26 protein-coding genes are annotated in these 25035 nt (G+C 55.8%); 19 read left to right on the forward strand and 7 right to left on the reverse strand.

Annotated features, from left to right (window positions below; translation table 11 throughout):
* The first annotated feature begins 4 nt into the window (after nucleotides 1-4).
* Together EQG79_RS19875 and EQG79_RS19880 are read left to right on the forward strand one after the other, a co-directional pair.
* On the forward strand, nucleotides 5-790 hold the full coding sequence (locus EQG79_RS19875; protein WP_077919406.1) for a prohibitin family protein: 786 nt from the start codon (nucleotides 5-7) through the stop codon (nucleotides 788-790).
* A 24-nt stretch (nucleotides 791-814) separates the two neighbouring features.
* The gene (locus EQG79_RS19880; RefSeq protein ID WP_129603421.1) at nucleotides 815-1210 is read left to right on the forward strand and encodes a tellurite resistance TerB family protein; all 396 of its coding nucleotides are present in this window, start codon (nucleotides 815-817) and stop codon (nucleotides 1208-1210) included.
* A gap of 106 nt (nucleotides 1211-1316) precedes the next feature.
* On the opposite strand, the gene EQG79_RS19885 is transcribed toward EQG79_RS19880, so the two are convergent.
* The 3 genes from EQG79_RS19885 to EQG79_RS19895 form a co-directional block, all read right to left on the reverse strand.
* Nucleotides 1317-1505 (reverse strand): hypothetical protein, encoded by a 189-nt coding sequence (locus EQG79_RS19885; RefSeq protein ID WP_129603423.1) that lies wholly within the window; start codon nucleotides 1503-1505, stop codon nucleotides 1317-1319.
* A gap of 114 nt (nucleotides 1506-1619) precedes the next feature.
* Nucleotides 1620-2234: a hypothetical protein gene (locus tag EQG79_RS19890; protein ID WP_129603425.1), complete on the reverse strand. Its 615-nt coding sequence runs from the start codon at nucleotides 2232-2234 to the stop codon at nucleotides 1620-1622.
* Between the two features lie 166 nt (nucleotides 2235-2400).
* Complete coding sequence (locus EQG79_RS19895; RefSeq protein ID WP_077919402.1) at nucleotides 2401-3033, reverse strand: NAD(P)H-dependent oxidoreductase; 633 nt, start codon at nucleotides 3031-3033, stop codon at nucleotides 2401-2403.
* Between the two features lie 128 nt (nucleotides 3034-3161).
* Here EQG79_RS19895 and EQG79_RS19900 point away from each other — a divergent pair, with 128 nt between their 5' ends.
* Nucleotides 3162-3521 carry a winged helix-turn-helix transcriptional regulator gene (locus EQG79_RS19900; RefSeq protein WP_077919401.1) on the forward strand — a complete coding sequence of 120 codons (360 nt, stop codon included), beginning with the start codon at nucleotides 3162-3164 and terminating at the stop codon, nucleotides 3519-3521.
* Nucleotides 3522-3563: 42 nt separating this feature from the next.
* Here EQG79_RS19900 and EQG79_RS19905 read toward each other — a convergent pair whose 3' ends face one another.
* Together EQG79_RS19905 and gldD are read right to left on the reverse strand one after the other, a co-directional pair.
* Nucleotides 3564-3977: a c-type cytochrome gene (locus EQG79_RS19905; protein ID WP_077919400.1), complete on the reverse strand. Its 414-nt coding sequence runs from the start codon at nucleotides 3975-3977 to the stop codon at nucleotides 3564-3566.
* 33 nt (nucleotides 3978-4010) lie between these two features.
* Entirely contained in the window at nucleotides 4011-4601 is a 591-nt protein-coding gene (gene gldD / locus EQG79_RS19910) for a gliding motility lipoprotein GldD (protein ID WP_077919399.1), read from the reverse strand.
* A gap of 109 nt (nucleotides 4602-4710) precedes the next feature.
* Between gldD and EQG79_RS19915 the strand changes: the two genes are divergently transcribed.
* On the forward strand, nucleotides 4711-5580 hold the full coding sequence (locus EQG79_RS19915; RefSeq protein ID WP_077919398.1) for a YitT family protein: 870 nt from the start codon (nucleotides 4711-4713) through the stop codon (nucleotides 5578-5580).
* A 51-nt stretch (nucleotides 5581-5631) separates the two neighbouring features.
* Here the strand turns inward: EQG79_RS19915 and glpK are convergent, their stop codons facing one another.
* Nucleotides 5632-7143 carry a glycerol kinase GlpK gene (glpK, locus tag EQG79_RS19920; RefSeq protein ID WP_129603427.1) on the reverse strand — a complete coding sequence of 504 codons (1512 nt, stop codon included), beginning with the start codon at nucleotides 7141-7143 and terminating at the stop codon, nucleotides 5632-5634.
* Between the two features lie 54 nt (nucleotides 7144-7197).
* On the reverse strand, nucleotides 7198-7923 hold the full coding sequence (locus EQG79_RS19925) for an MIP/aquaporin family protein (protein ID WP_077919396.1): 726 nt from the start codon (nucleotides 7921-7923) through the stop codon (nucleotides 7198-7200).
* 110 nt (nucleotides 7924-8033) lie between these two features.
* On the opposite strand from EQG79_RS19925, the gene EQG79_RS19930 reads away from it, so the two are divergent.
* From EQG79_RS19930 to porV, 15 genes are all read left to right on the forward strand, one after another.
* Nucleotides 8034-9005, forward strand: coding sequence for a zinc-dependent alcohol dehydrogenase family protein (locus EQG79_RS19930; RefSeq protein ID WP_077919395.1), 972 nt, complete (start codon nucleotides 8034-8036; stop codon nucleotides 9003-9005).
* Nucleotides 9005-9193 (forward strand): hypothetical protein, encoded by a 189-nt coding sequence (locus EQG79_RS19935; protein WP_129603429.1) that lies wholly within the window; start codon nucleotides 9005-9007, stop codon nucleotides 9191-9193. The genes EQG79_RS19930 and EQG79_RS19935 overlap by 1 nt, the downstream gene beginning before the upstream one ends.
* Before the next feature lie 110 nt (nucleotides 9194-9303).
* Nucleotides 9304-10017, forward strand: a complete 714-nt coding sequence (locus tag EQG79_RS19940) for a MotA/TolQ/ExbB proton channel family protein (protein WP_077919614.1) — start codon at nucleotides 9304-9306, stop codon at nucleotides 10015-10017.
* A gap of 100 nt (nucleotides 10018-10117) precedes the next feature.
* Nucleotides 10118-10510 carry an ExbD/TolR family protein gene (locus tag EQG79_RS19945; protein WP_077919394.1) on the forward strand — a complete coding sequence of 131 codons (393 nt, stop codon included), beginning with the start codon at nucleotides 10118-10120 and terminating at the stop codon, nucleotides 10508-10510.
* Nucleotides 10511-10614: 104 nt separating this feature from the next.
* Nucleotides 10615-12195, forward strand: a complete 1581-nt coding sequence (locus tag EQG79_RS19950; protein ID WP_129603431.1) for an FAD-dependent oxidoreductase — start codon at nucleotides 10615-10617, stop codon at nucleotides 12193-12195.
* A 43-nt stretch (nucleotides 12196-12238) separates the two neighbouring features.
* On the forward strand, nucleotides 12239-13060 hold the full coding sequence (locus EQG79_RS19955; RefSeq protein WP_077919392.1) for a 3'-5' exonuclease: 822 nt from the start codon (nucleotides 12239-12241) through the stop codon (nucleotides 13058-13060).
* Between the two features lie 141 nt (nucleotides 13061-13201).
* On the forward strand, nucleotides 13202-13546 hold the full coding sequence (nuoK, locus tag EQG79_RS19960; RefSeq protein ID WP_077919391.1) for an NADH-quinone oxidoreductase subunit NuoK: 345 nt from the start codon (nucleotides 13202-13204) through the stop codon (nucleotides 13544-13546).
* Between the two features lie 83 nt (nucleotides 13547-13629).
* Complete coding sequence (gene nuoL, locus EQG79_RS19965) at nucleotides 13630-15555, forward strand: NADH-quinone oxidoreductase subunit L (protein WP_077919390.1); 1926 nt, start codon at nucleotides 13630-13632, stop codon at nucleotides 15553-15555.
* Nucleotides 15556-15563: 8 nt separating this feature from the next.
* Nucleotides 15564-17039: a complex I subunit 4 family protein gene (locus tag EQG79_RS19970; protein WP_077919389.1), complete on the forward strand. Its 1476-nt coding sequence runs from the start codon at nucleotides 15564-15566 to the stop codon at nucleotides 17037-17039.
* Between the two features lie 118 nt (nucleotides 17040-17157).
* Complete coding sequence (locus EQG79_RS19975; protein ID WP_129603433.1) at nucleotides 17158-18564, forward strand: NADH-quinone oxidoreductase subunit N; 1407 nt, start codon at nucleotides 17158-17160, stop codon at nucleotides 18562-18564.
* A gap of 116 nt (nucleotides 18565-18680) precedes the next feature.
* On the forward strand, nucleotides 18681-19157 hold the full coding sequence (locus EQG79_RS19980; RefSeq protein ID WP_077919387.1) for a GtrA family protein: 477 nt from the start codon (nucleotides 18681-18683) through the stop codon (nucleotides 19155-19157).
* A 177-nt stretch (nucleotides 19158-19334) separates the two neighbouring features.
* Nucleotides 19335-19532 carry a hypothetical protein gene (locus tag EQG79_RS19985; protein WP_077919386.1) on the forward strand — a complete coding sequence of 66 codons (198 nt, stop codon included), beginning with the start codon at nucleotides 19335-19337 and terminating at the stop codon, nucleotides 19530-19532.
* Between the two features lie 63 nt (nucleotides 19533-19595).
* Nucleotides 19596-20207, forward strand: a complete 612-nt coding sequence (locus EQG79_RS19990; RefSeq protein WP_077919385.1) for a sprT domain-containing protein — start codon at nucleotides 19596-19598, stop codon at nucleotides 20205-20207.
* Entirely contained in the window at nucleotides 20167-23664 is a 3498-nt protein-coding gene (gene porU / locus EQG79_RS19995) for a type IX secretion system sortase PorU (protein ID WP_240699402.1), read from the forward strand. The genes EQG79_RS19990 and porU overlap by 41 nt, the downstream gene beginning before the upstream one ends.
* A 118-nt stretch (nucleotides 23665-23782) precedes the next feature.
* Nucleotides 23783-24991, forward strand: a complete 1209-nt coding sequence (gene porV / locus EQG79_RS20000; protein WP_077919383.1) for a type IX secretion system outer membrane channel protein PorV — start codon at nucleotides 23783-23785, stop codon at nucleotides 24989-24991.
* Nucleotides 24992-25035 lie beyond the last annotated feature (44 nt).

Raw genomic sequence — 25035 nt, forward strand, 5'->3', positions numbered from 1 at the left:
AGCCATGAAACCGATCACCATTCTGCATATTGGCTTAGCGGTAGTAACCCTGAGCAGTTGCGCCATTGTCCGGCAGGGCGAAGTGGGCGTCAGACGAACGCTTGGAAAAATAAACCCGCAAACCCTGCCCGAAGGCGTACAGATTTTCAACCCAATTCTGACGCGGGTCATCAAAATTCCAACGCGGACCGTCAATCTCGAAGTGCGTGCTCCGTTGCCTTCCAAAGAAGGCCTGACGGTGCAGTCGGAGGTGTCGATTCTGTACCGCGTTGAAGGAAGCTACGCGCCCCGGATCGTGGAGCAGATCGGGCCCGACTACGCCGAAGTGGTCATACTACCCGTGTTTCGCTCGGCCGTAGCGGATGTGTCGTCGCGGTACTTTGCCAAGGATATGCATACCGGACAACGGGCCGATATTGAACGGTCTATCCGGGAGGTAATGATGACCCAGCTCAAAGATCGGGGCTTTCTGATCGAGTCGGTGCTGCTCAAAAGCATTTCGTTACCCGCGGGCCTGACCAAAGCCATTGAAGATAAACTCGCGGCTGAGCAGGACGCGCAGCGCATGCAGTTCGTGCTGGACAAAGAACGGCAGGAAGCCCAGCGCCGAATCATCGAAGCCGAAGGCACCCGCGACGCTCAGCGGATTATCAACGAAGGGCTAACCCCCATGCTGATCCAGTTCAAGGCTATCGAAGCCTTCAACAAGCTGTCGACCTCGCCCAATAGTAAGGTGATTATCACCAACGGTAACTCCCCCCTGATGCTGTCGGCAGGCAGCGTTCAGTAAACAACACATAAACCTTTAATCGATATGGATGCTAACAAAGTAGGTAGTAAACCAGCGCCGTTGACCGCTGCGCCCGCCGATCTGTACCTGGGCCTGGGTAACGTTGTTTACGCGCTGGCCAAAGTAGACGGGGGTATTGATCCCGAAGAAACCAGACTGGCTCGTCAGCTACTGGGCGAACAACCCTACGGCGAACTAGCACTTCACACGTTTTTTTTGCTGGAGAACTGCGCCGTTCCGGTAGAGGAAGCCTATGATTTTGCGTTACGGCGATTTACTACGCACCGTAAATTTTTGACTGTGCCAATGAAAAAACGCTTTGTGAACATCCTGCTGCAAATTGCCGAAGCGCATAACAACACATCCGCCCGGGAACTGGAACTCATCCAGCGGTTTCGGCACGACCTCGGCCGTCTGTAAAAACCGCCTGGTACCGATGTGAAGTTACGTTTACGCCATAGCCGCCTGGTTATCAGCCAGGCGGCTATGGCGTAAACGTAAGTTATTGACAGGCAGAGGTGGCTGGCTAGTGCGTTTGAGCAGGCCAGGCTTCCAGGCCGGCCGCAATGCGTAAGGCTCGCTGGGTATCCTCCCAGTAGAACCCGCTTTCGTAGCCGGTGCTCATGCGGTCGCAGGTTTCCAGAAAATCATTGGCTGCGTCGAACCGCTCTTGCGGCAGCGACGACCGATCGGGTTGTTCAGTTGGTGCTTCCATGTCAGCTTGCTGGTAAATAGACATCCCATACGCTGTCCTGTTACCGACATAAGGCGGTTATGTCGCTGTGTCTGGCTGATGGGTTGGTTGGCAAGCTAGGCTATTTTCAGGAATCTAGTATTTCTTACCGATGAGATAGTTGATCCCGAGTTGCGGCTGAACCAGCGGCTGATCCAGCCACTGCTGATAGCTGAGGGCCAGATCAACCCGGAGCGCGGAGCTTATACCGGCACTCACCCCTGCTCCGCACGAAAAAATTCCCACTGATCTGGAGATTCCGGTTCCGCCTATACGGGCTGTACCGGTTATGACTAAGGGGCCACCGGTGGTGTTGACTACACTCGTCATGGTCTGGCTCTCGCTCCCGGATAACGATCGGCCCCCGAACTGGTAAGAAGCCGTCAGAAACGGCGAAAAACGGGTGCGGCTGAGTTGGTAGCGAGCCATTGGCCCCACCGTATAGGTCTGGCTGCGAACCAACCTGAACCATTCCTGACTGCCCGACGCACCCAGCCCCAGCAGGAGCCGGTTGGCAATGAAATACCCGGCGTACAACTGGGCTGTACTGTTATTCTCCAGAATAAGACCTTTTGAATACCCCGCGTGTACACCCACCGACCAGCTCCCTTTTGCGTAAGCGGACGTATACGCGTTGCCGGTTTTTGATGGCTGTTGAGCCTGAACAGAACCACACAGGCCTAGAAGACAAAGGAGTAGGGCTTCTTTCATGATGTGCGTTTAGCCCCCTAACGCACCACCCCCACGATTTTCTTGTACTATATTTATTAGAAGGTAACTTTTCGTTGTCTATTGGATGCAAACTGAAACAGCCGGATGCCCTGATCAGACGTCAGTTGGCACCCGGCCGTTCAGCGTACCTGTTCGGGCTGGCAGACTATACCAGTTCTGTAAACAATTCATCGTGTGGTTTACGTACTTTCGGCGCTTTGGCCAGAAAATCCTTGGCTTCGTCGCGGTAGCCGAGTGCCATCACCAATACGCTGGTGAGGTTTTTTCCGGGCAGGCCCAGCAGTTCGTCGAGGGCGGTGGCGTTAAAACCTTCTATGGGACAGGAATCCACTTCTTCAACGGCGGCCGCCACCAGTCCGAAGCCCAATGCAATGTAGGCCTGGCGAGCGGTCCAGTTCCTGAGCTCATCGGCACTTCGGGTTAGCAAAGATCCTTTGATAGACGTGGAAAAGCCATTCAGCGACTCGACGGGTATGGCCCGGGTTTGCGCAATGCGCTGCATGTAGGTGTCGATGTGGTCGGCGTTTACCGTCAGCTGCGAGGCAAAAATCAGGATGTGTGATCCGTCGACGATCTGCGGCTGCGGACAGGCCAACTCGTGTATTTTAGCTTTCAGGACCGGGTCCGACACCACCAGGATTTCGTAGGGCTGGAGGCCAACCGAAGAGGCCGATAGCCGGATTGCTTCCAGAATGGCGTTTACTTTCTCCTGAGCTACTACCTGCCCGTTCATGTTCTTGACGGCATAGCGCCAGTGAAGTGCATCAACAAAATTCATATCGATATATTTAAAAATTTGAAACTATTTGCCTGCAAAGCTATGTATGTCCGATATGCAAAAGATAGTAGTATCCCAAAGGATACCGGTATCCTTTGGGATAGTGATCACGCTTTACAACCAGGACTATGTTAGCCGAACACAGACAAACGATGAGCCAGGCCGAATGCATCCATAAACTGAGTGGTGTTCATGACGCGCTGTATGTGCTCAGCGGAAAATGGAAGCTACCCATCGTTATTGCGCTGCACGAAGGCCCCAAACGATTTGGTGAATTGCAGCGGGCTATCGGCGACATTACGCCCAAGCTGCTATCGAAAGAGTTGAAAGAGCTGGAAATGAACGAGTTTGTGAAGCGTCAGGTATACACCAGCACACCCGTCCTGATCGAGTACGAGCTGACCGACTACGGCAGCTCGCTCGACGGGATCATTCAGGAACTTTGCGCCTGGGGTATACAGCACCGTGCCCGGATTCAGTCCCGGTAAGCGGCCTCGCTGGGGCAGGTGCCCGCAACCGGAAGAAGCCGCTTATTTCTTAACCCGGACGGTTTTTACCTGGTCGGCGGTTACGGCCTCGGCCTTGTTGCCGAAACTGCTGCGGATGTAAGTCAGCACATCGGCAATTTGCTGATCGTTCAGAAAATCGTGGGCGGGCATCGCGTTATCGTAGACCTCGCCTTCGATCTCCTGGCCCTGTAAGCCGTTCAGCAACACGTTGATGAGCCGGGTTTTATCGCCCGTGACCCAGTCGGTGTTGCGCAGGGGCGGATTCAGGTTCGGCACGCCCGAGCCATTGGCCTGGTGGCAGGTGAGGCAATGTTGCTCATACAGCAGCTGGCCCGGCGTTTTGGTAGCCACCTTGGCCGTTGAAGCTGGTTTGGTAGTCTGGGCCATAACCCCGGATACGAGGAGGCAGAAAAGAAAAGCAAGCCGTTGTTTCATAATCGTGACAAGCACCGCAGCGGGTTAGCCCGGTCAGCGCCATTTCAGGGTATTCAGCAGGTGCAGAACGTCCTTGCGAATATACTGGATAACGGGCTGTAACGAGTCGTTCTGGGTGGCGGTATTGAAGTATAACGCGCCCCGCAGGAAATGGGTTGTCGAATCGGTAACGACAAACTGTACCTGACTCGGCACCTCGCCCGACAGGTCGATCAGGCTGGCTTCCATACCGGACCTGAGCCGGATCTTGCGCTGCTCAATGGCGTAGGCTTTGATGTTATGCCGCGCGGCCAGCTTGTACGAATCCTCGAGCATGGCCCGCAGGCGGTTTACGTCATTGCCAACCGGTTTGTAGGTCAGCTGCACACTGGCCTGAAAAGCCGGGTAATGAACAAATATCCAGTGTGGTTCTGATCGGGCAAACGTATCGGGCAGAATCCGGGCTATTTTATTGTAATCAAACTGGTACGGGTGGGTTGGCGGCAGCGGCTGATAGCGCGCCACGGGCAGGTCGATGCGGGGGTACCCTTTGGGTTTGGGTACGTAAGTATCAGACGTATCGGTACCACAGGCTGCCAGTACGAGCAGAAACCCAAACAATAAGCAGGAGCGAAGGTGTTTCATAAGGAGTGCAATGCTAAACAAACGTTTACGGTTCCTGTCTTATTTCGCCTGATTCCCAAACCTAAAGAAGCATTCGGGTCTTTTAGAGATGAACAATGCTGACTAACCAATGAAAAAACGTCCCGCCTGGTTTGCACCCGTGAAAAATTTTATCCTGATCGTAGCCGGTATTTTAAGTGCCGGTATGGGTCTCAAGGGCTTCCTGCTGTCGAGCCGGTTCATCGACGGGGGCGTTACGGGCGTCTCCATGTTACTGGCCGATATTCTGAGCCTGCCGCTGGCGGTGCTGATTCCGGCCATCAACCTCCCCTTTATCGTACTCGGTTACCGACAGATCGGTGGTCCCTTTGCCATCAAAAGCGCCGTAGCTATTGCCGGACTGGCGGTGTGCGTGGCCGTAGTACCCTACCCCGACGTTACCCCCGACCTGCTGTTGACGTCTGTCTTTGGCGGCTTCTTTATCGGGCTGGGTATTGGTCTGGCCATGCGGGGCGGGGCCGTGCTGGACGGCACCGAAATTGCGGCTTTGCTGATCAGCAGGACTAGCAATTTGTTGAAGATCAGCGATGTTATTTTGCTGATGAACGTGGTGATCTTTGGCCTGGCCGCTTTCTTTCTGACCATTGAGCAGGCGCTCTACTCCATCATCACCTACTTCGCGGCCTCCAAGATGATCGATTTCCTGGTGCACGGTCTCGAGGAATATACGGCTGTGATGATTGTTTCGCCCCAGCACCTGCTTATTCATGATCAACTGGCCGAGATGGGCTGGGGGGTTACCGTGCTGGCTGGCCACCAGGGCTATGGCAAACATGGCGTGCGGGAGCAGGCGCAGGATGTGCTGTATACGGTGATTACCCGGCTGGAAATAGGACGGCTCAAAGCTATCATCAACGAACTCGACCCCAACGCCTTCGTGATTCAGTACGGGATCAACGACGTGTCGAATGGTAAGGTAAAGAGTATGCCGCTGCATTGATTTTTTTGCATGGGGGCAGATACCCAGAGTATCTGCCCCCATGCGGGCTGGTCAGGCGGGGTCTTCCCAGCCGAACGACCGCTCGATGGCTTTCTGCCAGCCACGCATAAGTTTCTGACGCTGGTCGTCGGCCATGGTCGATTCGTAGGTGTGCGCAATGCCCCAGTTCTGCCGCAAATCGTCGAGTCCGTTCCAGTACCCAACGGCCAGTCCGGCGGCATAGGCGGCTCCGAGGGCTGTGGTTTCGGTCATGCGTGGGCAGATGACGGGACCGTTCAGGACATCGGCCTGGAACTGCATCAGCAGTGAGTTGACAACCATACCGCCATCCACGCGCAGGGATTTGAGCGATACGCCCGCGTCCTGTTCCATAGCCCGCACTACGTCGACGGTTTGATAGGCCGTCGCTTCCAGCACGGCCCGGGCCAGGTGGCCTTTGGTCACGAAGCGCGTCAGGCCGGCAATGACGCCACGTGCATCGGCTTTCCAGTGAGGGGCGTACAGGCCCGAGAACGCCGGCACGAAATAAGCCCCGCCATTGTCATCGACCGAGCGGGCCAGGGCTTCGATATCCGTACTTTTTTTGATGATGCCGAGGTTGTCGCGCAGCCACTGTACCAGGGCGCCGGTGATGGCAACCGATCCTTCGAGCGCGTACTGGGTAGGCTGGTTCTCAAACTGATAGGCTACCGTTGTCAGCAGGCCGCAGGTAGAGGGGCGCAGTTCGGTGCCGGTATTCATGAGCAGGAAGCAGCCGGTGCCGTAGGTGTTCTTGGCTTGCCCCGGTTCATAACACGTTTGCCCAACCAGAGCCGCCTGCTGATCGCCCAGGATACCCGCAATCGGAACCCCCGGCAGTACCTCCGAAGCCACCGTGCCGTACACGGCGCTGCTGGGCCGGATGTCGGGTAACATGGCGCGGGGTACCGTGAAGGCGTCGAGCAGGGCGTCGTCCCAGCTCAGGGTATGCAGGCTCATCAGCTGGGTTCGGCTGGCGTTGGTAACGTCGGTGAGGTGTAGCCCGCCCTGCGGCCCACCCGTCAGATTCCAGACCACAAACGAGTCCATGTTGCCGAAAAGAGCGTCGCCCCGCTCGGCATCGTCCCGCAGACCAGGCACATGATCGAGCAGCCACTTCAGCTTCAGACCACTGAAGTAGGTAGCCAGCGGCAGGCCCGTCTGTTCGCGAAACCGATCCTGACCGAGTTCACTGGCAGCCGCGTACTGATTGACGAGATCGCCGGTGCGCGTATCCTGCCAGACGATGGCGTTATGATAGGGTTTGCCGGTTCGGCGGTTCCAGACAACGGTGGTTTCGCGCTGGTTTGTGATGCCCACGGCCACGATGTCCTGCGTCGACAGTTTGGCTTTGATCCGCGCCAGCGCCACCACTTCGAGCGTATTTCGCCAGATTTCTTCCGGGTTATGTTCGACCCAGCCAGGCTGCGGGTAAATCTGCTTATGTTCTTTCTGGGCCAGCGAAACGATCTGACCCTGCCGGTCGAAAACAATGCAGCGGGTGCTGGTGGTACCCTGATCGATAGCGGCTACGTAGGTAGGCATGAGAAGGCTGAGATTACAACGATAAAATAAAGACAGGTAGGGTAGATACGGCTGCTACAGGGCGTACCACCGGATCAGCAAGCCACCGAGAAGAGCGCCCGCCAGCGGTCCGGCCACCGGAATCCAGGCATAGGCCCAGTCTGACGAGCCTTTTCCCGACACCGGTAGTACGGTATGCGCCAGGCGCGGCCCAAAATCGCGGGCGGGGTTGATGGCGTATCCCGTTGTACCCCCCAGCGACAGACCGAGGCTCCACACCAGTACACCCACCAGATACGGGCCGACGCCAATAGCCAGCTCACCCAGATTTTTGGACGAAATACCGGCCAGACCCAGGATCAGCACCAGCGTACCGAGCGCTTCGCTGAAAAAGTTGGCACCCAGACTCCGGATGGCCGGCCCCGTACCGAAGCACGCCAGCTTGTCGAACGGGTCGGGCGTGGTGGCCCAGTGGGGCAGATACTGTAGCCAGACCAGCGTAGCGCCCAGAAAGGCACCAATCAGCTGGGCCGAGATGTAAGGCAATACATGGCTGTAGTCATCGGTGGCTACGGCAAAGGCAACGGTAACAGCCGGGTTTAGGTGCGCATCGACGCTGCCGAAGGCTTTGGCTACAAAGACGCCGATGGTTACGGCAAATGCCCAGCCTGCGGTAATCACGATCCAGCCCGAGGAGTTTCCTTTTGTTTGTTTCAAAACCACATTGGCCACGACCCCGTTGCCCAGCAGCAGGAGCACCATCGTGCCAATTAATTCACCCAGGAAAGGAGAGGTTGTCATTCAAGCGGTAGTTGGGAGCCGACAGCGGGAGACTCACGAACAAGGAGCTGGTACCGGCTGGCGACTGAGTTTAGGAATAGTTTGTGCGAATTAAGTGATATTTTTGGCGTATGAAAAGCATCCTATTCGAACAAACGGGTAAGCCCACCGATATTCTCAACGTTACAGACGTCGCCATTCCGGAGCCCGGACCCAACGAAGTACGCATCCGGGTCGTTGCCAGCCCTATCAATCCGTCCGATATTATGTTCGTCCAGAACCTGTACGGCATCCGGCCACAGCTGCCGTCGGGGGCGGGTTTCGAAGGGATGGGCGTCGTGGATGCGGTGGGCGAAGGCGTGCAGATGCGCACCGGCGTCCGGGTCAGCTTTACCGGCGTTGGAACCTGGGCCGAGTACGCCATTGCGCACCAGCGCAGCCTGATTCCGGTGCCCGATGCCATGACCGACGAGGTGGCGGCTCAGCTGTTCGTTAATCCGTTCACGGCCTATGCTATGGTAAAAGATTCGGGTGTACCCGAGGGTGGCTGGCTGATGCTGACGGCGTCCGGTTCGGCGTTCGGCAAAATGGTCATTCAGCTCTGCGCCATGCGGGGTATAAAGACCATTGGTACGGTTCGGCGCAACGACCTCAATGACGAGCTGAAAGCACTGGGCCTGACCGAAGTAATCAATACCGAAACCGATGATCTGACCGCCCGGGTAAAACAGATTACCGGGGGCGCCGGTGTGAGCTGCGTGCTCGACGCGGTCGGTGGTCATACGGCCTCGCAGGCCCTGACCTGTCTGGGAAAAGGTGGAACCATGCTGGTTTACGGCCTGCTCAGTGGGCAGGACCCGGCTGTCAACATAGGGCTGATGATTTTTCGCGAGCTGACCATCAAAGGATTCTGGCTGACGGACTGGATGCGCCGTGTAGACAGCGCGACCCGACAGGATGTGGCGCAGAACGTGATCTCGCTGCTATCGTCGGGCACGATTCAGTTACCCGTCGAAGCGACCTATTCCCTCGATCAGATTACGGAAGCTGTTGCCCACGCCGACCGGCCCGGACGATGGGGAAAGATACTCATCAAGCCGTAATGCTCCTGCACACCCTGGCCGTGGTCAACGACCCGGCCAGTGGTAATGGGTGGTATGGCGTAACACAGGGCCGGGGGGTGTCCCACGCCCGGGTGTACTGGTCAGCGCAGCAACGTAAAAACGGCGGCTGGTCGTACCGGATTCTGGTCCGTATAGATGAAAAACGGACAAAGTCTATCGCTGGCTGAACCACTTTCTATAGCCTTCGTTATCTTTGACAACAATATTGGACGAAACCGGGGCGTTTGTTCCTGAAACGACTGCCGGTCAGTCTGATCCACTTACTCACAAAGACCGTATGCTCCTGCTTCAGGTTCCGGCTGTTGACACCACGGCCGCATCGCTCTCGGCCACCTCGGCGGCTGCTCAACCCCAAAGTCTGCAATTATTCGATCTCGTTGCCAAAGGCGGCTGGGTCATGATTCCTATTGCGTTCCTGTTCTTCTCCGCGTTGTACCTGATCTTCGAACGGCTTTTCGTCATTCGGTCGCAGACCCGCTCCGATTCCAATTTCATCGACAACATCCGCGACATGGTAGCGCAGGGCAATGTGAAGTCGGCCGAGTCGTTTGCCCGTAACCAGCGGACTGCTATGGGGCGTGTGTTCGAGAAAGCCATTGGCCGGATCGGATCGCCGATCAAAGAGATCGAAAGCACCGTTGAAACCGTTGGGCAGATCGAACTGGCCCGGCTGGAGCGGAACATGGGTTATCTGGGCATCATTGCCGGTATTGCGCCCATGCTCGGGTTTATCGGAACGATTTCGGGGATCATCCGGATTTTCTACGACATCTCCCTCTCCGACAACATCAGCGTCGGTATCATTGCCGGTGGTCTGTACGAGAAAATGATTACCTCGGGGGCCGGGCTTATCGTAGGGGTCATTGCCTATACCGGCTATCACCTGCTGAACATGATGATCGAACGGTTTACGCTTACTCTCGAAATGAACGCCTTTGAGTTCATCGAGGTCCTGCAGAAACCCACGGCCGAAACCGCCCGGATGCGCTAATCCGTAGCACCGGCTGGCCCGTTGAATCGTCAGATTCAGTACGGACCAGCGGCTACCTAACTTCTTTCACCGCCAGTTCTTCCGATCGGGCATTACGTGTATGAAACTCCGACGAAAAAATAAGTTTGCGGCCGAAGTGGCAACCTCGTCGCTGAACGACATCATGTTCTTTCTGCTGTTGTTCTTCCTGATCATTTCAACGGTTGCCAACCCAAACGTGATCAAGCTGATGCTGCCCAAGGCGGCTTCGTCTCAGCAGCTCAGCAAGAAACAGGTAACCCTCTCGGTCGATGACAAGAAACAGTATTACATCGATAAAAAACCAGTCGATCCGGCCAACCTCGAAAATGAGTTGAAAACGATCATGGCCGGTATTGCCGAACCAACCGTGGTGGTGCGGTTCGATAAGTCGCTAACGGTTCAGGATCTGGTCGATGTGCTGCAAACGGGCGCTAAACTGAATATACGGATGGTCATGGCCACCTCAAAATAATCACACAAATCGATAGTTTGAAGTCGGTGCAGCTTATAGCGGCACCGACTTTTTTTATAACCATTCGGCACCAACAGCTAGTTATTAGGGCAAACGTTCAGGATATGACAACCAACTACGCCGAAGCTGCAGTATGCCGGGTCGATGATCTGGCCAATGGTGAGATGAGAGAAGTTCAGGTGGGCGACAAAACCGTTTTACTCGCCCGTGTGGATGGCGAGTATCACGCGTTGCATCCGCAATGTACTCATTACCAGGCTCCGCTGGCGAAAGGGTTGCTCCACGGGAACCGGCTGGTCTGCCCCTGGCACAACGCCTGCTTCGACGTCCGTACGGGTCACCGGCTCGAAGCCCCCGCCCTGAACGGACTGCCCAAACATGCGGTGCGTGTCGAAGATGGTCAGGTCATCGTTCAGCTCACGACCGACAGCGAGAGCGTAGAAAACCCCATGGTTGAGCCCGATCCGGCGTCGGCAGACACCTGCGTCATTGTGGGTAGTGGCGGGGCGGGCGCGTTTGCGGCCGAAGGGCTTCGCGAAGGCGGTTTCACCGGCCGGATCGTGATGCTGACAGCCAGCGAGGAAGCTCCCTACGACCGCCCCAACTGCTCGAAAGATTACCTGCAGGGCGAAGCGCCCGACGAGTGGATGCCGCTTCGGGCTGACGAATTTTATCAGACGCATCATATCGAGATCCGTACCGGCCAGCGGGTCGTTTCGCTCGATCCGGCTACCAAAACCATAGAGCTGGCATCTGGCGAAACGCTAACCTACCAGCAGGCGGTGCTCGCGCCGGGCGGCTCCCCCAATCCTCTGCCGGTACCCGGTGCCGGGCTGGCGGGCGTTTATACCCTCCGGAGCCTGCACGACAGCCAGCTCCTGCGCGCAGCCGGGCAGCCCGGCAAACGGGTGGTCGTTATTGGCAGTTCGTTTATCGGGCTGGAAGCGGCCATGAGCCTGCGCAAACTCGGCTGCGAAGTCGATGTGGTTGGCCGGGATACCATTCCTTTTCAGAAAATTCTCGGGCCAGCGATCGGTCGGGTTATTCAGGGATGGCACGAAGAAGCAGGCATCCGGTTTCACCTCGGTACCGAAGTGGAGCAGTTAACCGGCGATACCACGGTTCGGGAGGTCGTGCTGAAATCCGGCAAGTCGCTGGCGGCCGATCTGGTGCTGGTCGGGCTGGGCGTTAAACCGCAGACCGCGTTTGTGCAGGGCGTAGACCGGCAAGACGATGGGGGAATACGGACCGACGCGTATCTCCGCATTGCGCCCGACCTGTATGCCGCCGGCGACGTAGCCGTATATCCGGTCGGCGACGGGGCACAGCGCATCGAGCACTGGAAAGTGGCGGGCCAGCAGGGGTACGTAGCCGGTCTGAACATGGCCGGTCAGCAGCAGGCCTACCAGCAAGTCCCGTTTTTCTGGACCAACCAACACGGAAAACGAATTAATTATATCGGTCATGCCGACTCGTTTGACGACATTATTTACGACGGTGACCCCGAAAAAGACGACTCCTTTCTGGCGTTCTACGTTGCCGGGGAGCAAATTCTGGCTGTGGCCGGGCTGAAACGCGACGTCGATATAGCCATTATCCGGGAACTGATGCAACTGGGGCGGTTGCCGTCGGCTGCGTCGGTGCGGGCCGGGGTAAACTGGACCCGCGAGTTGAAAAAAGCCTGATAATCGGCTTACCTTTGTAGCCTTACCGTGAATCGGTTTGGTTATGACGCATCAACTTGTACTTCGTAAGCCGCTTGCTTTCTTCGATCTGGAAACAACCGGTATCAATACCGCCAAAGACCGCATCATCGACATATGCATCATTAAAGCATTGCCCGGTGGCGAGGTTGTCAGCAAAACGCAGCGTGTTAACCCCGGTATACCGATCCCGCTCGAAACCAGTATGATTCATGGCATCTACGACGACGATGTCAAAGATGCCCCTCCCTTCAAAGCCGTTGCCCGTACGCTGGCTCAGTTTCTGGAAGGCTGCGACCTGGCTGGTTTCAACTCCAACCGGTTCGATGTGCCGCTGCTGGTAGAAGAATTCCTGCGGGCCAGTGTGGACTTCGATGTCAAAAACCGTCGGCTGGTCGATGCGCAGCGGATTTTTCATCTGATGGAGCCCCGTAATCTTACGGCTGCCTACAAATTTTACTGTGATAAGGACCTGATCGGCGCGCATGGTGCCGAAGCGGACACCATTGCCACGCTCGAGGTGCTCAACGCGCAGGTGCAGCGGTACTCGGGGCGGGTGGCCCGGACCGATAGCGGGCAGGATGTCGTGTTCGACAATGACATGGACATGCTGCACAGCCTGACCGCCAACCGAAATGTAGACCTGGCCGGCCGGATTGTTCTCAACAGCGAAGGCGTTGAAGTATTCAACTTCGGCAAGCACAAAGACCGGCCCGTTCTGGACGTTTTGCAGAAAGAACCTGCCTTCTACGACTGGATGCTGAAGGGCGAGTTCCCGCTCGATACCAAACGGCGCCTGACCGAGATAAAACTCAGGATGTTCAGCAACGTGAACGGAAAACGGTAGCTGACAACGGACCGGCAGAGGCCCCCCGGCCGGTCAGGTTCGACCGATAGCGCATAAACTTCTGTTTCACTGCTTCATTGGGAGTTCCACCAATATCGAATAATCTTTACCTTTGCGGCACTTTCTATTAACCGGCATCCCATGCAACCCACGCAGGACGTACTTATTCCGGACGTAATTCAGCAAATACCGCTTACCTATTATCTGATTCTCAGCACGGCCCTGTTCGTGATCGGTATCATCGGTGTGCTGACCCGGCGCAATGCCATTATCATTTTCATGTCGATCGAGCTTATGCTGAATGCAGTGAACCTGCTGCTGATCGCCTTCTCCTCGTACCGCTCCGACTCGGCCGGGCAGGTATTCGTCTTTTTTATCATGGCTGTTGCGGCCGCCGAGGTCTCGGTGGGGCTCGCTATTATTGTCATGATTTACCGCAACACCCGCTCTATCGACGTGGGTCTGCTGAACAAGTTAAAATGGTGAAAAAGGCTGGCGTCGCCGGTGGTTCTTCATGGCTACCCGGTTCCCTACCCGACGCCTGACCCCTGTTGACTATTGACTACATTATGAAGCCTGAACTACTTTGTGCGTTAATACCTCTCTTTCCGCTGATTGGTTTTCTGATCAACGGTATCGGTTTTCGGCATATTTCGAAAGGGGCTGCCGGGGCCATTGCGGTTGGAGCCGCGCTGGCCTCGTTCCTGACCACCGCTTATCTGTTCGGTGCCTTTATGGGGCAGGCGGCCTTCCGCGATGATGCCGGACCGCTCGTTGCTACGCTCTTCAACTGGATTAGCGTGGGCGATCTTCAGATCAACTTTTCGTTCCAGATCGATCAGCTCAGCCTGTTGATGCTGCTGGTTGTAACGGGAGTTGGCACGCTGATCCACCTCTACAGCATCGGCTACATGAAGCACGACGAAGGATTCGGTAAGTTCATGGCTTTCCTGAACCTGTTCGTATTTTTCATGCTGCTGCTGGTGATGGGCTCCAACTACGTCATCATGTTCATTGGCTGGGAGGGCGTTGGGTTGTGCTCGTACCTGCTCATCGGCTTCTGGAACACCAACACGAGCTATAACAACGCGGCCCGCAAAGCCTTCGTGATGAACCGAATCGGTGATCTGGGCTTTTTGCTGGGCATTTTCATGCTCATCAATACCTTCGGTACGGTTGAGTATATCGATATTTTCAAACAGGCTACGAGCCTGCCCGTGGGCGACAGCACGATCCTGATCATTACGCTCCTGCTGTTCGTGGGGGCCATGGGGAAGTCGGCACAGATTCCACTCTACACCTGGTTGCCCGATGCCATGGCTGGTCCAACCCCGGTGTCGGCCCTGATCCACGCAGCCACCATGGTAACGGCGGGGATCTACATGGTCGTTCGCTCGAACGTGCTGTACACGCTGGCGCCCCTGACGCTCGAGATCATCGGTGGTATTGCCATCGCTACGGCTCTGCTGGCCGCTTCGATCGGTCTGTTGCAGAACGACATCAAAAAAGTGCTGGCTTACTCAACGGTATCGCAGCTGGGCTATATGTTCCTGGGGTTAAGCGCTACGGCCTATACGGCGGGTATGTTCCACGTTGTTACCCATGCTTTCTTCAAAGCACTGCTGTTCCTGGGGGCGGGTAGTGTTATTCACGCCATGTCTGACGAGCAGGATATCCGAAAAATGGGGGGCCTGCGGAAAGCGCTGCCCATAACGTTCATCACCTTTCTGATCGGCACCATTGCTATTTCGGGTTTGCCGCCCTTTGCCGGTTTCTTCTCGAAAGACGAGATTCTGGCGCATGTATTCGTCCACAACAAGGTGCTGTGGGCGCTGGGTGTGCTGGGCTCGGGCTTAACGTCGTTCTACATGTTCCGCCTGCTGTTCCTAACCTTCTTCGGGGAGTTTCGCGGTACCGAAGAGCAACGCCACCACCTGCACGAATCACCGGCAACGATGACGGCTCCGCTTGTTTTTCTGGCTATACTGTCGGCGGTGGGCGGGCTGCTTAACCTGCCGGGCGGGGGCTGGCTGAGCCGTTTCCTCGATCCCGTTTTCATGTTTTCGCGGGAGGTAAACCCAACGGCGCTGACGCTGGAACTCGACCATTCGACCGAGTATACGCTCATGGCGGTATCGGCGGGGGTAGCCTTACTGGCGCTGGTTGTGGCGTATGTGATGTACGTCAGCCGGCGGGCGGTTCCGGCTCCCGAAACGGCCGAGCGCTCATTGCCCGAGCAAGTGGTCTACAACAAATACTACATTGATGAGCTGTACGATACCATCATTGTTCGGCCCATTCGCGGGCTGGGCGACGCGCTCTACAGCTTCGGCGAAGGCCTGGTCGATGGCGTTGTCAACGGAGTGGCCTGGCTGGTCCGGCAAAGTTCGGCCCAGTTGCGGCTGATGCAAAGTGGTTCGATCGGGTTTTATGTGCTGGCCATGGTCGTCAGTATTGTTGCCATCTTCGCGCTGCGTTTTTTCGTTCGATTCTAATCTGAGATATGCTCACATTATTCCTGATTCTCTACCCTGCCGTTGCTGCTGCGTTACTTCTGATCGTGAAAGGCGAACGGGTGAAACAGGTCGCGCTGGTAGCCGCGCTGGTTGAACTGGTTGGCGCCGTTGCCGCTTTTGCGCAGTTTCAGCCCGATGCCAGCTCGCAGTTTGGTTTCGACTACGCCTGGATTAACTCGCTGGGTATTCGTTTCAGCGCCGGTATCGACGGCATCAGTGTCCTGCTGGTGTTGCTGACCGGGCTGCTGGTTCCGTTTATTATCCTGTCGACCTTTAACCGGCAGTACGACCGGCCAGCGCTGTTTTATGCGTTGATGCTGTTTATGCAGGCGGCACTGATGGGCGTATTTACGGCCCGCGATGGCTTCCTGTTTTACTTCTTCTTTGAAGTGGCCCTGATTCCGATTTACTTCCTGGCTGCAATGTGGGGTGGGGAGAACCGGGTACCAGTCACCTTCAAGTTCTTCGTCTATACAATCTTTGGCAGTCTGTTCATGCTCGTTGCGCTGGTGTACCTGTATTATCAGACACCCGTAACCGGCGGGCACCACAGCTCGGCCATTGCTGACTTCTACCAGCTTAAACTGACCCCCGCGGCCCAGGGCTGGGTCTTCTGGGCGTTCTTTATCGCGTTTGCCATTAAGATGCCGGTATTTCCGTTTCATACTTGGCAGCCAGACACTTACGTTGAGTCGCCAACGCCAGCTACGATGCTGTTGGCCGGGATCATGCTGAAAATGGGCGTTTACGGCCTGATTCGGTTCATTCTGCCCATCGTGCCGCTGGGCGTCGAAACCTGGGGGAAAACGGCCATCATTCTATCCGTGATTGGTATTGTTTACGGATCGATTATTGCCATCCGCCAGCGCGATATGAAACGGCTCATTGCTTACTCGTCGTTCTCGCACGTTGGTCTGATGGCGGCCGGTGTTTTCTCGCAGACCGAAACCGGTATGCAGGGCGCCCTGATTCAGATGCTGGCTCACGGCGTCAACGTAGTGGGCATGTTCTTCGTGGCCGATGTCATTTTCTCGCGGACCAACACCCGCCAGCTCGACCAGCTGGGCGGCATCACCCGCACGACGCCGAAACTGACCGTTTATTTCATGATTATGCTGCTGGGTAGCGTAGCGCTGCCGCTGACGAACGGATTCATTGGCGAGTTCCTGTTGCTGCATGGCGTATTTACGTACAACCACTACCTGGGTCTGGCCGCTGGCTTTACCATTATTTTCGGGGCGGTATATATGCTGCGGATGTTTCAGAAAAGCATGTTCGGTCCAACATCGGTACGTACCGGTACGTTTGCCGATCTGACCAGTTCGGAAAGCCTGGTATTTGTGCCACTGGTGATTATGGTCTTCTGGATGGGAATTTACCCCCAAACGTTCCTCAAAGTAACTGAACCTGCCGTAGTCAACCTGATGAAATACATCGGTGCCTCGGCTGTATCTCTGAAATAAAGCTTACAAACGGTTTCGGCTGGCTGGCCCGAACGGTTGCTACTGATGCAGACGAGAAGTCTACCTGATCAGGCAATGTTCTGAACGCAGCCCACCGAACACTGAAAACCAAACTAATATGCTTCCCATCGTTCTGTTATCGGTTTCTGGTATTGGGCTGCTCTTCCTGGGCTTCCAAAAGTCGCGGACATTGCTGTTACCCGCAGCGTTGCTGTTTCTGCTGGTGGCGCTGGCCGCTAACTTCTACGACTGGAACAAGACGTACCTGTATTTCAACGACATGCTGCGTACCGATAACCTGTCGATGGTATTTACCGCCATCGTGCTGGGATCGGCTTTCCTGGTCATCGCCCTGTCGACCCGGTTTATCGAAGATGAGGAAGCACAACCGGCAGAGTATTACGGTATTATCATGTTCTCTCTGGTGGGAGCTATCATGATGATTTCGTTCGAGAATCTGATCATGCTGTTTGTGGGCGTCGAAACGCTGTCCATTGCCATGTACATCCTGACGGGTAGCGACAAACGCAATCTACGGTCCAACGAGGCCGCGCTCAAGTACTTCCTGATGGGAGCGTTCACGACCGGGATCATGCTGTTCGGGATGGCGCTGCTCTACGGGTCAACGGGATCGTTTACCCTCGAAGGGATTGCCGCCAGTACCGTTAATCCGCAGCAGGGCCTTTCCTTGCTGCTGTACGTCGGGCTGCTGATGCTGCTGATCGGACTGCTGTTCAAGGTATCGGCCGCGCCGTTTCACTTCTGGACACCTGACGTATACGACGGAGCCCCAACGATTTTCACCGCTTTCATGTCGACGGTGGTCAAGACAGCAGGTTTTGCCGCCCTATTTAAACTGTTATCGATTTCGTTCGGCGGGGTTTACACCTTCTGGTGGACCATACTGGCCATTATTACGGCCATTACGCTGGTTGTGGGTAACGTAACGGCGGTGTACCAGAACAGCTTCAAACGGATGATGTCGTACTCCAGCATTTCCCATGCGGGTTATCTGCTGATTGGGCTGGCGGCTCTGGGCGCGCAGACCAAACAGGCCATTGTCTTTTACTCGCTGGCCTATTCAGTAGCTACTATTTCGGCATTCGGCGTGCTCTTGCTGGTCGCGCAGCAGCGCAGTACGCAAACCCTGTCGAGCACGGGCTTAGCGAACGAAGGTTTCGATGACTTCAACGGACTGGCGCGTCAGAACCCGTTGCTGGGCTTCGCCATGGCCGTATCGATGCTGTCGCTGGCCGGCATTCCGCTGACTGCCGGGTTCTGGGGTAAATTCTACATATTCTCCACCGCGGTAGAGCGGGGCCAGATCTGGCTGCTGGTAGTGGCGGTGCTGATGTCGGCCGTGGGTATCTACTACTACTTCCGGGTAATCATCGCGATGTACTTCCGCGACGGTGCCACGGAGCCGATCCGGGTATCGCCGGTCTATCGGTATATACTGCTGGCGGCTACTATACTGACGCTCGTACTGGGAATTGCGCCTGGCTTACTGCAGGGTTTGTTTTGATTGACAATTTGGAGCCGCTCACTCAGTTAATCGGGTGATCGGTAAGCGACTACATCCTTATTTGTCTATTTTTGCCGCAGAAGCTAAAACCAACGCTGGCTTCTACTGGCAAGCCCGTGAACGTGAGTAGTATACAACAGCCCAAATACAAGGTCTCCCGAAGTTTCTTCTCGTTCTTTCTAACGGCTCTGCTGGGTGCGTCCGTTAACTTTCTGTCCCAGATATTCTATCGGAATTACTTCGAGTTCGGTACCAGTGTGTTTCTGGGCTATCTGACGGCTACCGTTGTTAGTTTCATCCCGACCAAGCGGTTCGCTTTTTCGGCTGGTAAAACAGGGAATACGGGTCGCGAGGCTATCAAGTTCTTTATCATCGCCCTGGTGGCACTGGCTGTGCAGGTAGGCGTTTCCAAGTTTACCCTGTCGTATATTGCCAACCCCTTCTTCCCCAATCTGTCTCCTTTTGCCCGTGAAAAGGCCTCGCACGTGGTGGGCATGGGGCTTAGCTTCATGGCTAATTACTTTGGTCACAAACTGCTTACCTTCCGGAGCACCGGTATGTACGATCGGATTCGGTCGAGACCGGTGAAATAGGAAAAGTTGTATTTAAAGTCTATATATTCGATATTCTATTTCTTTCTTTTGTTTTACCCAACACAGGATTTTTCAAAGGTCAGTGGCGTATCACATTAAAAGGACGGGTATTTATTTGCATCTTACTAAAAAAAAGTATATTTGCGGCTGAAACCATTAAAGACCACCAAAGTACAAATGAAAAAAGTATTCGCACTCCTGTTTGTCGGCAGCATGCTGACCTTCGCTGCCTGCCAGAGCAAACCTAAGACGGAAGAAGCTGCTGTAGATTCAACAGCTACCATGTCGACCGACACCACCACGATGGCTACGGATTCGGCTGCTACGGCCGTTACCGACACCGCTGCTGCTGCTGCTGCTGATAGCGCGAAATAAGCCAGTCGCTTTCGAGTATACAGTAAAAAAGCCCTATTTTTATAGGGCTTTTTTACTGTATACGTGTCTGATCTGTTTGCCCATCACCTACCAGCTACAGCCGCTCTGCCCTGTCGGCAGTTGCAGCAGCAATACGGCTTCGCGTTTCGGGTCACCAAGCCACGCCGGACTAAACTGGGCGATTTTCGGCGCTGGCCCGATGGCCGTATGCAGATTACGGTCAACGCCAACCTCAACCCTTACGCTTTCCTGATCACGTACGTGCACGAAGTGGCTCATGCGGTGGTCAGCCAGACCCATAAACGGCGGGTGGTACCCCACGGAACAGCCTGGCAACAAGCTTTTCAGCGGCTCATGCAGCCTTTTCTGCACCAGGCGGTTTTTCCGGCCGATGTGCTCCTTCCGTTACAGCAGTATATGAGCCGGCCGGCAGCTACCACCTACGCCAGTCCCGTACTGATGGCGGCCCTCCGTCGGTACGATCAGCCCGCGCCATCGGGTAGTGCCCCAAACACCCGCCTGCTACGCGACGTACCGGAGGGAAGCCTGTTTCTGTTTGCAAAAAAGACCTATCAGCGTGGCACGATGCGCCGGACCCGCGTCGTTTGTAAAGAACTATCCTCCGGTCGATCATATGCCATTCTGGCTCATGCGGTTGTTGAAATGGATACATAGTGGCAGCACTGTGTATCGTGGTGTCCCCCTGAACCAGCTGATCGGGTCGGGGCAGGCCTGGCTATTGGCTGGACTGGTGCTGATCGCTACGGTGCCTGGCCTGCGGGCGCAGTCGGTATTACAGCAAGGAAACTGGCTCAAAATTGGCGTAACCCAATCGGGCGTGTACCGTCTGAACCAGGAAACCCTGGTACGGCTGAATCCCGCCTTTGCTACGGCGAATCCGCGTAACCTCCGATTATACGGGAACGGAGGAGCACCCCTGCCGCAGGCCAACTCGGCTCCTCGGGCGGTAGATCTGGTCGAAAACGCCGTGCTCGTAACGGGCGAGGCCGATGGCCGGTTCGATGCGGGTGATGCGCTTCTGTTTTTCGGCCAGAGCCCGCATACTATCCGGTACGACACGACGGGAGGGCGGTTCGTGCATCAGATCAACCCCTACAGCGATACAACGTTTTATTTCGTGAACATCGGGTCGGGGCCGGGCCGGCGCATCAGCGAACGTTCGGCCGGGTCACCAGCCGCCCCAACCGTTACTGCCTTCGCTGACTATCAGTACTATGAACCCGAACTGCGCAAAGTTCAGTCGGTGCGCTCGGGCCGGGCGTGGCTGGGCGATTTTCTGAGTACCGATACGACCCGAACCGTAGCGTTTGCCATGCCCGGCCTGCTTGCTTCGTCGGCCATTCGGGTGCGGGCATCGGCTATGTCGCGCGATACATCGACAAGGCTGTTTCGGATTCAGGTGAACAGCCAGCTGGTGGGTACTATCCCGATTCCCGATGTGTCGGGCTTCGAATACGACTACCAGGGCATTGTTCGTGCCGACACGTTTCTGACCCGACTGGCGAGTACAGACAACACCGTCAGGGTAAGCATGACTTTCCGCAACAACCGGGACAACTCGGGGCAGGGGTATCTGGACTTTCTGGCGGTTGAAGCCCGGCGCGAACTCCGGCAGTACGAACAGCCTCTGTGGGTACGGCGGCTTCCGGCTGGTTCGGTGGCGGTGCAGCAGGCCAGTGCAGGGCTCCGGGTCTGGGATGTGTCGCAGCCGCTGGCGCCCACCAGTCAGCTGTACACCCTGTCTGCTACCCAGACAGCTACCTGGCGGGCCGCGCAGCCCGCCGACTACTTTCTGTTTACGGATGCGCAGCTACTGGCGCCTGTCTCAGTAGTGCCTGTAGCCAATCAGAACCTGCGCGTGCAGCCAGCTCCGGATCTTCTCATTATCAGCCCGGCGGCCTGGCGCGATCAGGCCGACCGACTGGCCGAATTCCGGCGGCAGAACGACCGATTATCGGTTCTGGTTGCCACAACGCAGGAAGTTTATAACGAATTTGGCTCAGGACAACCCGACCCGACGGCGATCCGCGATGCCGTTCGACATTTTTACCAGCAACAGCCGGGGCGGTTAAAGTACCTCCTGCTGTTCGGCGACGCTACCTTCGACTATCGGAACATAAACAAAGCCGCTAGTCCGGCCGCGCAGGCCAATATGGTTCCGGTCTACGAAAGCCGCGAGTCGTTGCATCCGGTACTGAGTTACTCGTCCGATGATTACTACGGGTTCATGGACGACGCGGAGGGCGAGTGGGAAGAGCCCCGGCAGGGAGAACTCGACTCGGCAGACCATTTGCTCGACGTAGGCATTGGCCGGCTACCGGTCAAGTCAGTTCAGGAAGCCCAGACGGTTGTTGACAAGTTGATTCGGTACGCAACGGACCGATCGCTGGTTGGCGACTGGCAAACCCGGGTTATGCTTATTGCCGATGATGGCGATTACAACCTGCACCAGAACGACGGCGAACTACTGGCCACCCAGATTGAACGGGTAGCCCCCGCGTTCAGGCCCGAACGTATTTATCTGGATAACTATCAGCAGACCGTTACCCCCGACGGGCAGCGGGCTCCCGTGGTAAACCAGCACATAAGCCGGGCCATGGCCGATGGTCGGCTCATTATCAACTACAGCGGTCACGGCGATATACTGACTCTGGCCGATGAAAAGGTCGTTACGCTCTCCGATATTCAGGGGTGGCGCAACCGGCGACTGCCCCTGTGGGTAACCGCTACGTGTCAGTTTGGTCGGTACGATGATCCCAGCGTGAATTCGGGTGCCGAACTGTCGTTGCTCAGTCGGGTGGGTGGGGCCATCGGACTGTTGACCACGACCCGGCCCGTCTATTCAAATACGAACCTGCTGCTGAATCAGGCGTTTTACAATACCGTTTTTACCCCCATAAATGGGCAGATGCCCCGCTTAGGCGACGTTATGCGGCTTACCAAGAACGCGAGTCTGGCGGGGGCAATCAACCGAAACTTTGCTTTGCTGGGCGATCCATCGATGCGACTGGCTTATCCGCAGGCTCAGGCAACACTAACCGCTGTAAATGGCAAACCACTGACCAACGCCCGCTTTGACACCTTACGGGCTCTGGAAACGGTTGAATTAACCGGCGAAATTCGACTGAATGGGCAGCGGGTGGCCGACTTTACCGGTACAACCCGGCTAACCCTGTTCGATAAGGCGGCCCTGCTCACTACCCTGGGGCAGGAAGCCGGTAGTCCTAAAATGAGTTACCGGGCGTATACGAATCCGGTATTTTCGGGGCAGGTGGCTGTGCAGCAGGGGCGATTTACCGTGCGGTTCACCGTGCCCAAAGATATCGACTATACGGTTGGCCAGGCCAAACTGTATATGTATGCCGTTCGCGCTGACAGTATATTCGATGCGACCGGAAGTTATGAGAATCTGCGCATAGGTGGCAGTATTATTGCTGATGGTGTTGATAATCAACCGCCCAGCCTTACCTTGGCGGTTGTGGGCGGGCTGCGGCAGGGCGAGAGCTGGCAGGCGACAGGGCCGGATATACAGGTGCGCATCAGTCTACAGGACAACAAGGGCATAAATATTGCCCGATCAGGTCTGGGGCACGATCTGACGGCGGTACTGGGTGATAACAGTCCGGTTGTCCTGAACAGTGAATACGTGGCTACAGGCACCGACGGGCTGCAGGGAGAGGTTGTTCATACGTTCAGGGGCGTATTGCCCGGAACCTACGGGCTGCGGGTCAAAGCCTGGGATATCAACAATAATTCAACCGAGGGCACGTTGACCTTAGTAGTTTCCGAACGACCGGGTCTGACCCTCCGCGAAATCCGGATCAGTCCGAACCCGGTAACAACACAAACGCTGCTAACGGCTGATCACGACCGCGCCGGCGAGCCGCTGGACTGGACACTGAGCATCTATGATCTGAACGGACACCTGTTAACCCAGCAGACGGGCCAGTGCACCGACTGTCCCGGGCGGGTAGAAGCCGGTACCTGGAACGGTCAGTCGAACAGCGGTGCGTCGCTACCCAACGGAATCTATGTGGTTCGGATTCAGGTACGAGCCGCCACAGATGGCACAACAGCAACCGGTACCGGGCGAGTGGTATTAACCAAGTAATTTACCAGAGAGGGGATTATCTGTTTTTTTCTTATCCAACGATTCATCGTAATTTTGACCGCACAGGACTGCCACACTTCCCCCAATCAGTTGCTGTCGTTGACCAACAACTTGTAGTATGAAACTCAATTTTTCCCGTGTTTTTCTCGGCGTTTGCAGCTTTCTTCCCTTCGTTAGTTCAGCGCAGAATACCATTCCAATACTAAACGGCCAGCAGCTTCAAGTTCCCACCTCGTCTGTCCCTTTTCTGAATTTTACGCCCGATGCCCGATCGGGGGCGCTCGGTGAAGCCGGGGTAGCGCTCAGCGATCCCGATGCCAACTCCATTTTCTGGAATCCTGCCAAACTCGTTTTTGCCAAACAGGATAAAGGCGCTACCATTTCGTATACGCCCTGGCTGCGCGATCTGATTGGCGACATGTACTATACCAACCTGAGCGGCTACTCTAAAGTGGGTAAAAACTCGGTGATTGGCGGTTCTCTGCTTTATTTCGACCTTGGTACGGTCGACTTTACTACCGCAACGGGTGTGGCGGCCGGTACCTTTAACTCGCGTGAGTATGCGGTAACGGCTTCGTTCGGACAGCGGCTTTCGCAGAATTTTTCGCTGGCCGTAAACCTCAAGTACCTAAACTCGAACCTGGCAGCTGGCAGCTCGTTGCAGGGCCTGAAACCGGGTGCTACGGCCGCGGCCGACATCGGTGCCTATTACCAGAACGAAGTGCGGGACGACGCAACCGGCAAAGGCATCGGCTGGGCATTTGGGGCCATGATCTCCAACCTGGGGGGGCGGATTAACTACGGCGGCAACGAGCGCTACTTTATCCCGACCAACCTGCGCCTGGGAACGAACCTGACATTCCATGTCGACCAGTACAACAAGTTTAATTTTGTCGTCGACGTCAACAAACTGATGGTGCCTACGCCGAATGTACAGCTGGTAGGCGGGCGTCCGGTAAACCTGAATGCGAACAAAGGCTATTTCCAGTCCGTATTCGGTTCGTTTGCTGACGCGCCGGGCGGGTTCAGTGAAGAGTTAAAAGAGTTTACCATCTCGACCGGGGTCGAGTACTGGTATAACGAACAATTTGCGGTACGGGGTGGCTTTTTCAATGAATCGAACCTGAAAGGTGGCCGCAAATACATTACAACGGGCTTAGGCCTGAAATTGCAGCAGCGCTTTGGCGTCGACTTCTCATATCTGCTTCCCGTGAGCCAGAGCAGCCCGAGCCCATTGACCAACACCTTCCGGATCTCGTTACTGTTCAACTTCAACAGCGCCAACCGCCTGTTCAGCGACGACGAAACCACCAGCGAAGATTATTAACGAATAACCGCAAAAGAGTGAATGAGCAAAACGGGTAGCCAGGT

This window comes from Spirosoma sordidisoli (assembly GCF_004138325.1).
GTDB classification, from domain to species: Bacteria; Bacteroidota; Bacteroidia; order Cytophagales; family Spirosomataceae; genus Spirosoma; species Spirosoma sordidisoli.